Annotated in this window: 14 protein-coding genes, 1 tRNA gene and 1 pseudogene; 3 read left to right on the top strand and 13 right to left on the bottom strand. The window is 66.6% G+C overall.

The genetic code is table 11. The annotated features are described in order from the left end of the window. Positions 1-134 precede the first annotated feature (134 nt). Genes PIB19_RS17250 through PIB19_RS17220 form a run of 7 tightly spaced genes read right to left on the bottom strand, consistent with a single transcriptional unit; the run spans position 135 to position 5,993 of the window. Entirely contained in the window at positions 135-920 is a 786-nt protein-coding gene (locus tag PIB19_RS17250) for an RDD family protein (RefSeq protein ID WP_271238319.1), read from the bottom strand. Then, the gene (locus PIB19_RS17245; RefSeq protein ID WP_271238318.1) at positions 881-1,009 is read right to left on the bottom strand and encodes a hypothetical protein; all 129 of its coding nucleotides are present in this window, start codon (positions 1,007-1,009) and stop codon (positions 881-883) included. Before PIB19_RS17245 ends, PIB19_RS17250 begins: the two co-directional genes overlap by 40 nt. Then, positions 1,002-1,997 carry a stage II sporulation protein M gene (locus tag PIB19_RS17240; protein WP_271238317.1) on the bottom strand — a complete coding sequence of 332 codons (996 nt, stop codon included), beginning with the start codon at positions 1,995-1,997 and terminating at the stop codon, positions 1,002-1,004. The genes PIB19_RS17245 and PIB19_RS17240 overlap by 8 nt, the downstream gene beginning before the upstream one ends. Further along, a complete protein-coding gene (locus PIB19_RS17235) occupies positions 1,994-3,265 on the bottom strand; it encodes a DUF58 domain-containing protein (protein ID WP_271238316.1) in 1,272 nt (423 codons plus the stop codon). The genes PIB19_RS17240 and PIB19_RS17235 overlap by 4 nt, the downstream gene beginning before the upstream one ends. Positions 3,266-3,288: 23 nt before the next feature. Continuing rightward, positions 3,289-4,245 carry an AAA family ATPase gene (locus tag PIB19_RS17230; RefSeq protein ID WP_029936755.1) on the bottom strand — a complete coding sequence of 319 codons (957 nt, stop codon included), beginning with the start codon at positions 4,243-4,245 and terminating at the stop codon, positions 3,289-3,291. After that, positions 4,232-5,344 carry a DUF4350 domain-containing protein gene (locus PIB19_RS17225; protein ID WP_271238315.1) on the bottom strand — a complete coding sequence of 371 codons (1,113 nt, stop codon included), beginning with the start codon at positions 5,342-5,344 and terminating at the stop codon, positions 4,232-4,234. The genes PIB19_RS17230 and PIB19_RS17225 overlap by 14 nt, the downstream gene beginning before the upstream one ends. A gap of 34 nt (positions 5,345-5,378) precedes the next feature. After that, a complete protein-coding gene (locus PIB19_RS17220; RefSeq protein ID WP_271238314.1) occupies positions 5,379-5,993 on the bottom strand; it encodes a hypothetical protein in 615 nt (204 codons plus the stop codon). Positions 5,994-6,248: 255 nt separating this feature from the next. On the opposite strand from PIB19_RS17220, the gene PIB19_RS17215 reads away from it, so the two are divergent. After that, a complete protein-coding gene (locus tag PIB19_RS17215) occupies positions 6,249-9,065 on the top strand; it encodes a TonB-dependent receptor (protein WP_271238313.1) in 2,817 nt (938 codons plus the stop codon). Positions 9,066-9,158: 93 nt separating this feature from the next. Here the strand turns inward: PIB19_RS17215 and PIB19_RS17210 are convergent, their stop codons facing one another. From PIB19_RS17210 to PIB19_RS17200, 3 genes are all read right to left on the bottom strand, one after another. Further along, positions 9,159-10,091, bottom strand: a complete 933-nt coding sequence (locus tag PIB19_RS17210; RefSeq protein ID WP_271238312.1) for a family 43 glycosylhydrolase — start codon at positions 10,089-10,091, stop codon at positions 9,159-9,161. 85 nt (positions 10,092-10,176) lie between these two features. Continuing rightward, the gene (locus PIB19_RS17205; protein WP_271238311.1) at positions 10,177-10,746 is read right to left on the bottom strand and encodes a DUF1697 domain-containing protein; all 570 of its coding nucleotides are present in this window, start codon (positions 10,744-10,746) and stop codon (positions 10,177-10,179) included. Between the two features lie 147 nt (positions 10,747-10,893). Continuing rightward, a tRNA-Gln gene (locus tag PIB19_RS17200) sits at positions 10,894-10,967 on the bottom strand. Positions 10,968-11,119: 152 nt separating this feature from the next. Here PIB19_RS17200 and PIB19_RS17195 point away from each other — a divergent pair. Then, a pseudogene (locus PIB19_RS17195) lies at positions 11,120-12,174 on the top strand (Ppx/GppA phosphatase family protein). After that, the gene (locus tag PIB19_RS17190) at positions 12,171-12,851 is read left to right on the top strand and encodes an RlmE family RNA methyltransferase (protein WP_271238310.1); all 681 of its coding nucleotides are present in this window, start codon (positions 12,171-12,173) and stop codon (positions 12,849-12,851) included. The pseudogene PIB19_RS17195 and the gene PIB19_RS17190 overlap by 4 nt, the downstream one beginning before the upstream one ends. Positions 12,852-12,904: 53 nt before the next feature. On the opposite strand, the gene rpoZ is transcribed toward PIB19_RS17190, so the two are convergent. From rpoZ to PIB19_RS17175, 3 genes are all read right to left on the bottom strand, one after another. Continuing rightward, positions 12,905-13,249 carry a DNA-directed RNA polymerase subunit omega gene (gene rpoZ / locus PIB19_RS17185; protein ID WP_271238309.1) on the bottom strand — a complete coding sequence of 115 codons (345 nt, stop codon included), beginning with the start codon at positions 13,247-13,249 and terminating at the stop codon, positions 12,905-12,907. 175 nt (positions 13,250-13,424) lie between these two features. Beyond that, a complete protein-coding gene (locus tag PIB19_RS17180; protein ID WP_271238308.1) occupies positions 13,425-14,156 on the bottom strand; it encodes a class I SAM-dependent methyltransferase in 732 nt (243 codons plus the stop codon). Position 14,157: 1 nt separating this feature from the next. Beyond that, positions 14,158-14,586, bottom strand: a complete 429-nt coding sequence (locus PIB19_RS17175; protein WP_271238307.1) for a GtrA family protein — start codon at positions 14,584-14,586, stop codon at positions 14,158-14,160. Positions 14,587-14,630: the final 44 nt, after the last annotated feature.

Below are 14,630 nucleotides of genomic sequence, written 5' to 3'. Positions count from 1 at the left end.
GGGAGGGGTTAGGGGTGGGTAAGGAAAGCCGGGCTCGATGCCCGGTTTTTCCTTTTCCCCGAGCCGTTCGATGGGCTCGCTGCGCTCGCACCCACCTCTGCCCCTCCCTTGCAGGGAGGGAGTATCGACATGTCCTAAGCGGCCTGGTGCTTGTCGCGCCGTCGCTTGCCGAACAGCATGCCGCGCTCGAGCCGCGTGCAGAGCGCCGCATAATAAGCGCGCAGGAATGCCAGATCGTCGCCGTCGGGGCCGGTCCAGCCGATCCGCGTGCGGATCGTGCGGGCGACGACGATCACCGCGAGATCGTCCTGCCGGCGCAGCACTTCCTCGAGCTTCTGGAGCTCGAACTCGCCGTAAGCCGCGAGCTGCTGATCGGTGAACACATAGCGATCGAACGCGTCGTGACCGACCACGCTGGTGCCGAGCTTCCGCCGCGGGAGACGCACTACCCAGGTGCCGGCGATCAGATCGCCGACACGCATGTGATCGCGGTTGAACAAAGGAAAGAGCAGGAAGCAGCCGCTCCAGAGTAACCCCGCACTCGACATGGCGAAGCCGCCAAGACCCTGGCTGCCCTCATAAGCGAGGAAGGACAAAGGCAGGAAGAATTCGAGCTCGCGCATCGCGTTGCGCGCCACCACCGCATGCCCCGAAAGGCGGCGACCGTCGCGCGAGACCACGCGCAGCTTCATGACGCGCTTGCCGATCGTCGCCGAACGCGTGCCGAGTTCGAACGCCGTGAAATAGAAATTGCGCAGCACGAAGAAGCCGAGCAGCCAGATCGCCCCGACTGCCTGGACCGCGGCCGATCCGCTGCTCGCCGCGCCGATGACGAGGAAGATCACCGCGAGCGTGAGCCCGAACAGCATGCCGCAGATGATCAGCAGGTCGAGCACGAACGCCCCGGCGCGTTCGCCCACGCTGCCGAGATGCAGGCCGAGATCGACCCCTCGGGAGTCACGAATTCGCGGACGTCGCTCTTCACGGCGGGGATGCGGCGCCTAGCCATCGGCACTCTCGCGCACCGGCATCACGTAGAAATAGAAGAGCCAGCCGATCAACGCGACGGCGCCGATCGCGGCGCGCGCGGCATCGTTCTGGACCACCTGCCGGCCGACGCCCTCGAGTATTCCGGCGACCCCCAGCATCACCACTACGCCGAGCATCGCGATCGCCGCGGTGCGGCCCGCGGAGACTGCGGCGTCGCCGCGCGACGCCCGGCCGGGAAAGGCGACTGCCATCCCGATATGCAGCCCCGCGGCGCCGGCAAGCCCGATCGCGAACAATTCGGTCGTGCCGTGGATCGAGAGCCAGGCCATGGCCTGCAGCCCGAGGCCCTTGGTGACGTGGATCGCCAGAAAGGCGCCGAGGATGCAGCCATTGTAGAGCAGCAGCAGCACCGTGGGCACACCGAACGCAAAGCCCAGCGCAAAGCACATCAGCGATATCTGCGCGTTGTGCGTGAACAGCATCGTCGCGAACAAGGCGAGCGGCCCTTCGGAATGATAGAGGACCGCGCGCAATTCCGCCGGCGAAGCCTGGGGTCCGCGCCCGCCTGCCAGATCCTCGGGCACAATCGCGTAGAACCAGGTCGGATCGCGGACCACCATCAGATAGGCGGCGAGCGTGCCGATGAGCATCAGCGATACCGCCACCAGCGTCTCGCGCCCCATCGAGCGGATCGCCTGGGGCCAGGCATGCGCGAAGAATTCGCTGATCCGGTGCCACAAGGGCGGCTGGACGCCGTAGAGGATGAAATAAGCGCGCGTCGCCAGCGATTCGAGATAGGCGACCAGATCCGCATCGAGCGACGTCTCGCGCGCCACCGACAGCGACGACAGGGTCGCGCGATAAAGCACCGGCAGCTCGAACAGATCCTCGTCGCTGAGCGAGGGCGCGCGGCCGCGCTCGACCCGGCCGATCAGGGCTTCGAGCCGCTGCCAATCCTGCTCCCGCGTCGCGCGGAAACGGCCGCTGCTCAGCTCCGACGCGCTCACAGCAGGTTCCTTCGCTTGAAATCGAGATATTGGCGCACGAGCGCGGGACCGACGCCGTCATGCGCCGCCTCGAGCACATGGATGCCGAGATGGCGCAGCCGCGAGACGACGATCCGGCGCTCGCGCAGCATCGCCGCGGCGGCCACCGCGCGCGATACGTCGTCGATCTCATGCGGCTCGGCCGCGGCGATCGCCTCCAGCTCGGCGTCTTCGAGGACCACGAACAGCACGAGATGCCGCTTCATCAGATTGGCGGCGGCGCGGATCATCATCTCGGCGCCGGCCTGATCGGTGAATTCGGTGAAGACGATCACGAGCGAGCGCCGCGTCAGATCGCCGGCCAAAGTGGCGAGCGCCAGCGTGAAATTGGTCTCGGCGGTGCTATAGTCGAGCTCGCCGGCGAGCCGCTGCATCAGCGGGAAGGCCCGCGTTCCCGAAACCGTGCCCGATGCGATGCGCGGCTTCGAATCGAACCCGAACAGGCCGACGCGGTCGCCGAGCTTGAGCGCCGAATAGGCCGCGAGCAGAGCCGCGCTGATCGCCCGGTCGATCCGCGGAAGCCCGGCCACCGGTTCGCACATCGCCCGGCCCGCATCGATCGCGAACACCACCTGGTTGTTGCGCTCGATGCGATTCTCGCGGGCGAGCAGCTTGAGGTGGCGGGCGCTCTGGTTCCAGTCGATCGTGCGCCGCTCCATGCCCGAGCGCCATTCGGCCAGCGCGTCGAACTCGCTGCCTTCGCCGCGATCGATCCGCACCATCTCGCCGGCTTGCGCATCGCGCAGCAGCATCGCCGCCGCGGCGCGCACCGGCCGGATATCGGGCGTGATCACGACCTTGCGATCGAGCGTTTCTACCCGCTGCCGCCAGATGAGCCCCAGCGGCCCGGTCCAGCGCAGCCATATCTGCCGAAGCCCGTCCGTCCCCCGCCGGACGGCCGTGAAGGCGATCAGCGCGGTCCGTTCGTCGGGGCGCAGGCGGACGCGATCGTCGGCGAGCGGGACTAGGCGCGGCCCGGTGGCGATCGCGAATTCGAGCGCGAGCGGCGCATTCCCGCGGCGGTCCGCCGTGATCTCGACGATCAGCGGCGCGCCCATCTCGACGGCGCCCGGGAATTCGAGCTGAAAATGGGGCGACGACGCGGCGAACAGCGCATCGAGGCCGATGAGCGTGAGTGCGAGCGGCACCCAGACCAGCCCGATGAACCAGAGATGCGGAACGAGCACGCCGAGCAGCAATGCCACCGGCGCACCCGCCGTCAGCAGCATCACGCTTCGGCGCGTCGGGCGTATCAACGCGGCGCCTCGACCTGCTCGACCAAAGCCGCGACCACGGCATCGACCGAACGCCCGTCGATCTCCGCCGCGGGAGACAGCAGCACGCGGTGCCGCAGCGCCGCCGGGGCGAGGCGCTTCACATCGTCGGGCAGGACGAAATCGCGGCCGTCGAGCGCGGCATAAGCGCGCGCGGCGGCGGCGAGCGTCGCGGCGGCGCGCGGCGACGCGCCGAGCTGGAGATCGCCGGTATTGCGCGTCGCGCGGACGAGGCGAACGACATAGTCGACGATTTCGTCGGCGAGCCGATTGACCGAGACGGCGTCGGCGGCGGCGCGGATGGTCGCGGCATCGGCGACGCGCGTCACGCCCCAATCCTCGGGATGCGGCGTGCCGAAGCGATTGCCCATCGCCGCGACCATCCGCCGCTCCTCCTCGTCCGAAGGATAGCCGACGACATATTTGAACAGGAAGCGATCGAGCTGCGCCTCGGGGAGCGGATAGACGCCCTGGTTCTCGATCGGGTTCTGCGTGGCGACGACCATGAAGCGGTCGCTCAGCCGATGGTCGACGCCGTCGATCGTGACGGTGCGCTCCTGCATGGCTTCGAGCAGTGCCGCCTGGGTCTTGGGCGGGGTGCGATTGATCTCGTCGGCGAGCAGCAGCTCGGTGAAGATCGGTCCCCGGGTGAGCGTGAAGGACGAGGTCTGGAAGTTGAACAGGTTCGAGCCGAGGATGTCGCCCGGGAGCAGGTCCGGCGTGAACTGGATGCGGCCGTAATCGAGCCCGGCCGCGCGCGCGAAACATTGCGCGAGGAAGGTCTTGGCGGTGCCCGGCGGGCCTTCGAGCAGGATATGGCCCGAGGCGAACAAGGCGACGAGCATCAGCTCGACGGCGTCGTCGAGGCCGACCACGCCCTTGCCCACTTCGCTGCGGATCGCCTGGCCGAGCGCCTTCACTTCATCGATGTTCACGCGTCACGGTCCTCTTCCACTGATAGAGATCGCGCGCTGCATCGAGCAGGCGGCGCGTGTCGGGGGCATCGGCGGCGCGGGCCGCCAGGTGCGAAAAGGGCTCGCCGGCCGGATCGAGCCGATCGAGATAGCGGTCGAGCGCGTCGCCGCTCAGCCCGGCCGGTGCGCCGGTGCTGGCTGCCGCCGCCTCGCGCACCAGAGCGGCATAACGCTCGCCGGTGCGGTGGCGCCGCCGCGCGAGGCGGAGCAGGGCCGCGCCGTTATCGGCCAATGCGCGCTTGCCGAACGCCAGGCCGCGTTTTGGCAAGGCGGCAGGCCCGAAGCGCAGCATCGCGTGCCAGCCGGCGAGCAACGCCGCGACCAACACGCACAAGGTGAGCGGCAGGAACGGCGCCTCGAACGCGAGCTTGAGCAGATTGGGATTGCGGCCGAAGCCGTGGAGCGTGAGATCGAAGGCGACGCCGCCGCCCGCGCCGATCTCGTCGAGGATGTCCATCGCCCGCTCGGCGCCTTCGCGCGTGGCGAGGCCCTGATTGTCGAACAGATCGGGATCCGCGACGATCGTCAGCAGGCTGTCCTCGACGGTAGCCGCGAGCGCGGCGCCGTCCGGCGCGGCGTAGATCGTTTCGAGGCCGGAGCCCGAGATCGTGCGCAAGACCGCTCCGGGAGACGAACCCACCGTGACCGCTCTCACTTCCGAGAGCGGCAGTGCCGCCATGCTCTCGGGAATGGTGCCGGTGGTCCGCACCCAGTTCGGCTTGCCGGGAAGCGGGACGGCGATCCATTTGGGCAGGATCACCAATGTCGGCAGCCCTTCCCCATCGCGCCGATCGAGGATGGCCTTGATCGCCGCGGGGCTGGTTGTCGGGCCCGGCGTCAGCACCAGCAGGACATCGTCCCCCAGATCGGCCTCGCGCCGCACGAGGCGCACGTCGCCGCGCGTCTGCTTGACCAGGTCGGCCAGCCCGGCGAACCCGATTGCCGAGGTCGACAGCGCGTGCGTGCCGCCATTCTGCGCCGGCCGCAATTCGTCGGCATAAGCGAACAGCAGCAGGAACGAGACGAAGCCCACGATCGCCAATGCGACGAGGATGAGCATCGTGCGTACCGCGAAGGCGGGGCGGAGGCGCCGCTCATTTCCACGATCCCGGCAGCGCGAACGCGCCATAGGCCGCGCGTGCTTCCTCCCAGTCGCCGCGCGCGAGGCTGCGGCCGCCGAACAGGCTGCGCTCGACCGGCGTGGCGAGCGCGACGAAAGCGGCGCGGACGCGCTCGGGCAGCCCCGCCAGCGCGCCGATCTCGCGGCTGGTCAGCGCAGGACGCAGCAGCCGCGGGCGATTGCGGGCGATATCCTCGAGCCCGCGGTGGAGCAGCAGCCGCGCGGCTTCCTCATAGCGCCCCTCCGCCGCCATCGCATCGGCCTCGGCCAGCAGCGCCCGTGCCACCCGCTCCTCCGGCCGCCATGCGGCGACTTCGTTCTCCGACACCGCACTCGCGTCGCCCTGGCCGCGCCTGCGCAGCAGGCTCCGCACGATCAACCACAGGATCGTCGCAGCACCCAGCGCGACCAATGTCCAGAAGACCCAGCCCATATACGGGCCCATCGGCTCCAGGCTGCGCCCGAGCCAGCGCAGCCAGGGCGGTATCTCGGGCGGCTTGGCCGCAGGCAGCTCGAACTGGATATCGGTTCGCGCACGCAGCTTCGCATGCGCCGCCGCGACCGATTCCGTCGCGGACCCTTCCGCCATGGCCGTGACTGCCCCCACGACGCGGAGGCTAACCGATCCGCCCCGCCGTGAAAAGCCATTCGGGCTGGGCTTGGGGCGCGGCACCCACCGATCTCGGGCGGTCGTCCTGCCGCTCCCTTGAACGTCCCGCATTTCCATTCGTCGCAAAGCCGGAACGGCCAGTAGCTCTCCACTTGTCATATTAATCGGAATCATCGGAAATAGTCAGACATATTTCGATCCGGGATACCAAGGCCGGACGTCAAAGGAGGAAGCATGCGGGCATTCAAGTTCCTGGTTGGCAGCTCGGTCGTCGCATTGGCGACGATGGGATTCGGCGCGACGGCAGCGGCTCAGGAGGTCGCCCAGCCGAGCGCCGTGCAAGGCGCCGGCCAGGCGGAACCTGCCGAGGCTTCCGGCGAAATCGTCGTCACCGGCGTGCGTGAAAGCATCCGCTCGGCGCAGGCGATCAAGCGCGATGCCGATCAGGTGGTCGATTCGGTCCAGGCACAGGACATCGGCAAGCTGCCCGACGCGAACACCACCGAAGCGCTCCAGCGCATCCCCGGCGTGCAGATCCAGCGCCGCTATGGCGAAGGTGCCACCGATTTCGACCATCGCACCCAGCCTGCGGTCACCGTCCGCGGCCTGACCCAGGTGCAGAACTTCCTCGACGGGCGCGCGGTCTATTCGGCGTCGGGCGGCCGCGCCTTCGATCTCGAAGGCATCCCGCCCGAGCTGCTGGCCGGCATCGACGTCTACAAGAACGCCCCCGCCAACATCATCGAGGGCGGCGTCGGCGGTGCGGTGAACCTGCGTACGCGCAGGCCGTTCGATTCACCGGGCCAGGTGATCAGCGCCACGATACGCGGCAATTACTACGACCGGGTCGACAAGTTCGGCGGCGCGGTCTCGGCGCTCTACAGCAACCGCTTCGATACCGGGATCGGCGAGATCGGCGTGCTGCTGAACGCCGTGTACAGCAAGAGCCAGTATCGCCAGGACGGCCTGCTGGCCGGTCCGTTCGACACCGTCGCGGCCGGATCGATAACCGGCGCACCGGCGAACGCACAGGTTCCGTACGGCTTCGAGATCTATGACGATACCGGCGACCGCAAGCGCCTGGGCGTAGCCGCTGCGCTGCAATGGCAGGCGAGCGACGACGTGCTGCTGACCGCGCAATATCAGGGCACCAAATATTGGTTCAACCGCACCGGCGCTTATTATTACGACTATAACAACCGCACCAACGTCCGCGACGCCGCCGGCAACGTGACGAGCTACGGCACCGATCCGCTGCCGGGCGCCGACTTTGCGTTCAACGACGAGGGCTATGCGACCAAGGGCTCGCTGCGCAACCAGACCTTCGAGACGGGCCGCTACGATCAGGAGCTGTGGAGCGCGAGCCAGAACTACACGCTGAACCTCGACTGGCAGGCGAGCGATCGCATCAAGATGAACTTCGACGGCCAGTATCTGAAATCCTATTACAATGCCGATCGCAACGGCCATGTGCTGTCGCTCTACACCCAGTCGGGGCAGAACGGCCTGACTACGCCTCACAGCACAATCGTGGATTTCGATCTTACCGGCAAATATCCGCGCTGGGACGTGCGCGATCCCGCTTTGCTCAACAACCCGGCCAACTATACCACGCCCTACATCGCGGATTCGCTCCAGCGGAACGACGCCGACACGCTCGCTCTGGCCTATAACCTCGAATATGATGTGGGCGGTGGCTTCCTGTCCAAGCTGCGCGGCGGCCTGCGCTATGCCGACAGCAACATCGACCTGCGCGGAACGTGGCACGGCGTCTGCGTGACCTCGCTGGGCGCGGATCCAAGCTGTTCGGCGCCGGCGGGAACGCCGCTCGTCCCGCTGTCGCAGAATCCCGTGCTCTCGATGCCCGGCCCTTCGGACAATTGGTTCGACGGCAATACTGTGAAGGGCGGCCTGCTCTACCCGGCCTTCCCGGCGGGCGACGGCGTTTGGGCGCAGACCAAGGCGCTCTATGCGATGCTCGGTGCGCAGACCAAAGACGCCTTCGCTCCCGGCGATCTCAACCGCCAGACCGAGAAGACCTTCACTTCCTGGGCAGTCGCCGATTATGCCTTCGATCTCGGCGGCATCCGGGTCGACGGCGGCGCCGGCGTCCGCCTGGTGCGGACCAAGACGACGTCGCGCGGCACCCAGTTCAACCCGGACGGCACCACGACCCCGATCGCGATCGACAACAATTACGCGCGCGCGCTGCCGAGCTTCAATCTCCGCGCGCGCTTCAGCGACGCGTTCCAGATGCGCTTCGCTTACTCAAAGGGCCTGGCGCGGCCCAATTTCGACCAGCTCTCGACCAATCTCACGCTCAACAATCCCAACCAGGTCAATCCGGTCACCGGACGGCCGAGCGCGAGCTCGGGCAATCCGCGCCTCCGCCCGATCGAATCGGATAATTTCGACCTGACCGCGGAATGGTATTTCGCACCGGCCGGATCGCTCACGGGCGGCCTGTTCTACAAGAAGGTGAAGGGATTCCTCGCCAGCGGCACTACCGTCGGAAGCTATAACGGCACCGCTTATGACGTGAGCACCACGGTCAATTCGGGCGACGGCGAAGTGAAGGGGGCCGAGATCAGCTATCAGCAGTTCTTCGATTTCCTGCCCGGACTCCTCAGCGGCCTCGGCGTCCAGGCCAATTACACCTATGTCGACAGCAGCATCTCCAATCCCTTCGCGACGCCGGGATCGAACATCCCGCAGCAGGTGCCGCTCGAGAAACTGTCGAAGCACAGCTACAATATCGTCGGCCTCTACGAGAAGGGGCCGGTCACCGCGCGCGTCGCGTGGAGCTGGCGCTCGAGCTATCTCGACCAGACGACCGGCAGCGGCGCGAACGGCATTCCACAATATGCCCGGCCCTATGCCTCGCTCGATGCCTCGCTGAGCTTCGACCTCAACAAGCATCTCGCGGTGTCGATCGATGCGGTCAACATCAACAACCGGATGAACGTGCTCTACATCGGCACGCCCGGCGCACCGCTGCAATATCAGCTCAACGACCGCCGCTTCGGGCTATCGCTGCGGGCAACGTACTGATCGTCGTTCCTTCACGTCGGCGACACCCGTCCGATAGAAGTGGCTCATCTGATAGGCGGGGCCGAACCGCCGGTCCGCACGTTCATGGCTCTCCTAATCGCCCCGCGCTGCCTCGGCGGACCGGCGCTTCACTGTCTGTATGGTGCCGTCGCGGTTGTAGCGCAGCGGCGCGAAGGTGATCGATCGCCGGTGACTGCCGCCGCCGGGAAGCAGATTGTCATGGTAGAACAGCCACGACTTGCCCGCATGCTCCAGCACGGCCTGATGGTTCGTCGAAATCGGCAGATAGTCCAGTATGACGCCGCGATACTGGTACGGACCAAGCGGGGTCGCCGCGGTGCCATATACGATCTGGCCGGGCCAGCCCGTCGAGAAGCTGAAATAATAGAGGCCGCCATGCTGATGCAGGAACGGTGCCTCGCCATACGTCTTCTTCGGGTCGTCATGGGGAAACCCGTTGACGGTCAGGTTCCGGATCGGCCCCGCCAGCGTGACCATATCGGATCGCAGCTTGGCTATCTTCGGCACGCGCGTGCCGAACAGCAGATAGGCCTGCCCATCCTTGTCGACGAACACGGCAGGATCGATGGGTTCGTCGCCCGCATTCGGATCGCGCGCCTTGTCGATCAGCGCATCGGTTCGGGCGTCGCGGAACGGCCCTTCGGGCCGATCGGCGACAGCGACGCCGATCTTGTCTCCGCCGATCGGCGCATAGAAGAAGTATTTGCCGCGACGAAAAGCGACTTCGGGCGCCCAGGCTTTGGCGTCCGGCTTTGCCCATTTGAACACAGTGACGTCCAGCGGCGCGCCCTTGTCCACCCAGGTCCGCAAGTCCGTGGAGGCGTAGAGCCGCCACGCCGTGGAATCCCAATATTTGCCGGAGTTGGAGGCATCGTCGGTCGCGTAGACATAGAACTGCCCCGCAAAGAAGTGCGGCGACGGATCGGCGCTGAAGCGGGAAGCGATCGGCGTTTGCGCCGCAGCCGCCAGAGGCGCGAGGAGCGCCAGCGCGCAAGACAGGCTCACAAGGCTTTTTATCGATCTTCTCCCATAGCGGCTTCTGTCGCTTTTAAATGTCTGACTAATACGATCACATCAGGTCGGCATGCAGTCAAGCACCTGCCGCGCGATCAGGATGGCGTCGCCCTGCGATCATGTCGTCCAGGCGGCGGACGGTATTCCAGTTCCGGACCGTGCCCACGCCGAGGCGCCGGGTCGTCAGCTGGGGCACCAATCGCGAGCGAACCGGGTCCTTTTCGAAGTGAGCCCACAGATGGCCTTCGGCGAGCCTCAGCCGCTCGCCTTGCGTGGCATAATGCATCAGCGCTTCGATCGCGGCCCCGTCGAGCGGTTTGCGCATGACACGCACCGCGACACGCGTGCCGTCGCGCTCCGCTTCGTCAGGGAACGGATTGCTGGCCGCCAGCCTTCGCCAATGCGCCGCGGTCTTGACGATGGTGTCGACATGTCGACCGAAGCACTGCTCGAAGGCGGTCTCGAGCCTGCGCTCGAGTTGCCCGATCGCCGCAGGCTCGCTTTCGAACAACGCGTTGCCGGTCGAGACCAGTGTCTGGGGTCGTTCCAGGCCGAGCGTCTCCATCATGGCACGCCAATCGGCCATGACGAGCCGACGGCCCCCGCCGATCGTGATGCTGTGAAGAAGAGCGATGTGGGACGCCATCGGTTGCGCCGGTCATAGCCCATTGGCCGAAGAAACATAGAATGTGTCGGAGTTGAGTGAGGCTCCCACCGCCGGACGCGAGCTCGCGCCCGATCCCAGCCTCTGGGCGAAACCGCGATCTTCCAACTGACTGATTTACGAGAAACCTGGATGCCCCGTGAGGATTCGAACCTCAATTGACGGAGTCAGAGTCCGTAGTCTTACCTTTAGACGACGGGGCAACAGGGCCGGCCAGATACGGCGGGGTTTCAGTGCTGTCAACGCCGCTCTGGCGGCGCGCCTTGCCCCGTCGGTCCCGCTGCGCTAGCCTCGCTCCCAAGCACCGGACGGCTACCATGGCCGAGACGGAACAGAACATAAGCGAGTGAACCCGATGGGGGATGGCCCAGCCAGAGTGCCCCGTGGCCGGAGCGGCAGTTCCGCCCGACCGATACCCAAAGCACCGCCCGAGCGGCCGCTGCGCGCACGCTGGCCCGAATCGCGCCATTTCGCAGCTTTGGACCTGGGCACCAACAATTGCCGGCTGCTGATCGCACGGCCGCAGGGCGCGGGCTTCACCGTGATCGACGCCTTTTCGCGAATCGTCCGGCTGGGCGAAGGGCTTGCGACCACGGGCAAGCTTTCCGATGCCGCGATCGAGCGCACCATCGCGGCGCTGCGGATCTGCGCGGACAAGCTCAAGCGCCGCAACGTCGCCCTCGCCCGCTCGGTGGCGACCGAAGCGTGCCGTCAGGCGTCGAACGGGTCCGAGTTCATCGAACGCGTCTATCACGAGACCGGGATCGCGCTCGACATCATCACTGCCGAGGAAGAGGCCCGACTCGCCGTATTGGGCTGCCATGCGCTGCTCGAGCCCGGCGACGGCCCCGCTTTGGTATTCGACATCGGCGGCGGATCGACCGAGCTGGTGCTGGTCGATTCGCGTGCCGAGGTGCCGCGTATCCTCGACTGGCACAGCGCGCCATGGGGTGTCGTCTCGCTGACCGAGGCGGTGGGTCTGATCGACGGCGCCGAGCGCGGCGCGGCGCTCTACGCCGAGATGCGCGACCGGGTGCGGGAGAGCTTCGCGCCCTTCGTCGCACGCCTTAGAACCCCGAAAGGCACGCCGCGGCTGCTGGGCACCTCGGGCACGGTGACCACACTGGCGAGCGTCCATCTGGGGCTGCCCGCCTATGACCGCTCGGTCGTCGACGGGCTCATCGTGCCCTCGGCGGCGATGCGCGAAGTCAGCCAGCGGATCGCCGGGATGAGCATGGCCGAGCGTTCGCAGGTGCCGTGCATCGGCGGCGAGCGCGCCGATCTGGTGGTGGCGGGCTGTGCGATCCTCGAGACGATCATGGACCTGTGGCCTGCCGAGCGCCTAGGCATCGCCGATCGCGGCATCCGCGAGGAATCCTGAGGCGCCTGATGAACGGAGACCGGTTATGAGCCGCGGCGGCGGGCGCGGCCATACGCGCGTGAAGACGTCCCGGGGCCGCACCCCGCAATCGAATCGCTGGCTCGAACGCCAGCTCAACGATCCTTATGTGAAGCGCGCCAAGGCGGAGGGCTATCGCAGCCGCGCGGTCTACAAATTGCTCGAGCTCGACGAGAAGTTCGACTTCCTGAAAGGATCGAAGCGCGTCGTCGACCTCGGCATCGCGCCGGGCGGCTGGACGCAGCTAGTGCGCAAGCGGCTGCCCAAGGCCGCGGTGGTGGGGATCGATCTGCTGCCCGTCGATCCAATCGACGGCGCGACGATCCTGCAGATGGACTTCATGGACGATGCCGCGCCCGACCGGCTGATAGAGGAGCTTGGCGGGGCGCCCGACCTGATCCTCTCGGATATGGCCGCCAATACCGTGGGCCATCCCCAGACCGACGCGCTGCGGACTTTGGGGCTGGTCGAGGCCGCGCTCGACTTCGCGATACGCACGCTCGAACCGGGCGGCGATTTCGTCGCCAAGGTGTTCGCCGGCGGCGCCGATTCGGCGCTGGTCGCCGAAATGAAGCGCAACTTCGCCACCGTGAAGCATGCCAAGCCGCCGGCCAGCCGCAAGGGCTCGGTCGAATGGTTCGTGGTCGCGCAGGGCTTCAAGGGTCGCGCGGAAGAGGCGCCCGAATAGAAAACGGCCCCGGATCGCTCCGGGGCCGTTTCGAATTTCTCACGCTACGAAGATCAGCCTTCGTAGTCGCTGCCCAGATTCTGGTTGCGGGGCGGGGCGGCCGCAGTGAGGCGAAGCGCCTCGGCCGACTGCGCCAGCGAGCCGACCTCGTCGGGCGCTTCCTCGTCGTCGATCTGGACGCGCTGAAGGCTGGTGACCACCGCTTCCTCGAGATGATTCGGGCGAACCGTCTCTTCTGCGATCTCGCGCAGCGCGACGACCGGGTTCTTGTCACGATCGCGATCGATGGTCAGCTCGGCGCCACCCGAGATCTGCCGGGCGCGCTGCGCCGCAAACAGAACCAGATCGAACCGGTTCGAGACCTTGTCGACGCAATCCTCGACTGTGACGCGCGCCATCTACGCTTTCCTTGGATAATGGTGTCCGGGAGAGGGGCGGCACTTAGGCATGGCCCTGCGGATTGTCAAGAAAAACGCCGGCCAGCGGCGATGCGGAAACCGGTGCGGGCCTTGCGGGTTCAATGGTTTCAGTTGCGTCACGAAGCCTGGGCCCCGGCTTTCGCCGGGGTGACGATTACGCTTTCACCGAAGCCAGCGCGATCAGCGAGAGGCCGGGCGGCAGCGGCACGCGGCCGACCATGTGGCGTTCGAGCCGGAAAATGCCTTCGAACAACGTGTTGAGCGGCTTGGGCGGGGGCGAATCGTCGCTGTCGTCCTTGCCCATCAGCTTGCCGGCGAAGCGCGCCGCGACCGCGACCGGGAAGAGCAGCGAATTGAAATAACCGAGCTTGCGGCCCTGCAGCCCCGCTTTGGCGAGCAGCGCCTCGAAGCCCGCCTTCGAATAGCGGCGCTTGTGATGGTTGACCACGTCGTGCGCGCTCCACATCCATTGATGCGCGGGCACGGTGATCAGGATCTTGCCGCCGGGCTTGAGCGCCGCCGCAATCGCTTTCAGCGCGGCGACATCGTCCTCGACATGCTCGATCACGTCGAGCACCGCGACCAGATCGTAGCTGCCGGGTTCGACGCCCACCAGTTCGGGAAGCGGCGAGGTGCCGACCGGCTTGCCGAGGCGCTCGCTGGCCTTGGCGCCCGCGGTCTCGTCGATCTCGATCGCGTCGATCTCGCCGAATTGGGCGAGCATCGGCAGATTGTGTCCGGTGCCGCAGCCGATCTCGAGGATGCACGCATCCTTGGGCAGGCCGCCCCAGCGGATCAGGTAATCGGCGAGGATATCGCGGCGTGCGCGGTACCACCAATGCGTGGTGTCGTGCGCGGCCATGCGTTCGTAGACGATGCGATCCATTCTAGCCGAATACCCAGATGCGATTGAGCGCGAAAGTGACGAGCGGTGTGACGAACAGGATCGGAATCAGCGGCCACCACCAGGCACCGTTGAGCATCGAATCCTCGGTGAGCACCCATACGAACAGGCTATTGAGGCCGAGGCTCACGAGGCTGACCGCGAAGAAGCGGCCGCCCGTCTTGGCGACATTGCCACGCTCGCCGTGGCCGCGGAAGCTCCAGCGGCTGTGGAGGAAATAGCCGGTGATCATCGCGAAGAAATAGCCGACGAGGTTCGCGACCGACGGCGTCGTGATCTCGTATTTTGCGAGAGGCGAATAGACGATTGCATAGACCGCCGTGGCGATCCCGCCGCTGATGCCAAAGCGGATCAGCTGGCCGAGCAGCCCGCTCGCCATCATGGATTCCAGTCGGTGCAGGAATGCCGTCACTAGTCTAGCTTGCCCTTGCGCAAGGCGCCGCCCTAATGCGGAGC

Source organism: Sphingomonas sp. 7/4-4 (assembly GCF_027941955.1).
GTDB lineage: Bacteria > Pseudomonadota > Alphaproteobacteria > Sphingomonadales > Sphingomonadaceae > Sphingomonas.
The sequence above is the reverse complement of the archived record's forward strand: the minus strand, read 5'-3'. Positions and strand labels throughout refer to the sequence as shown.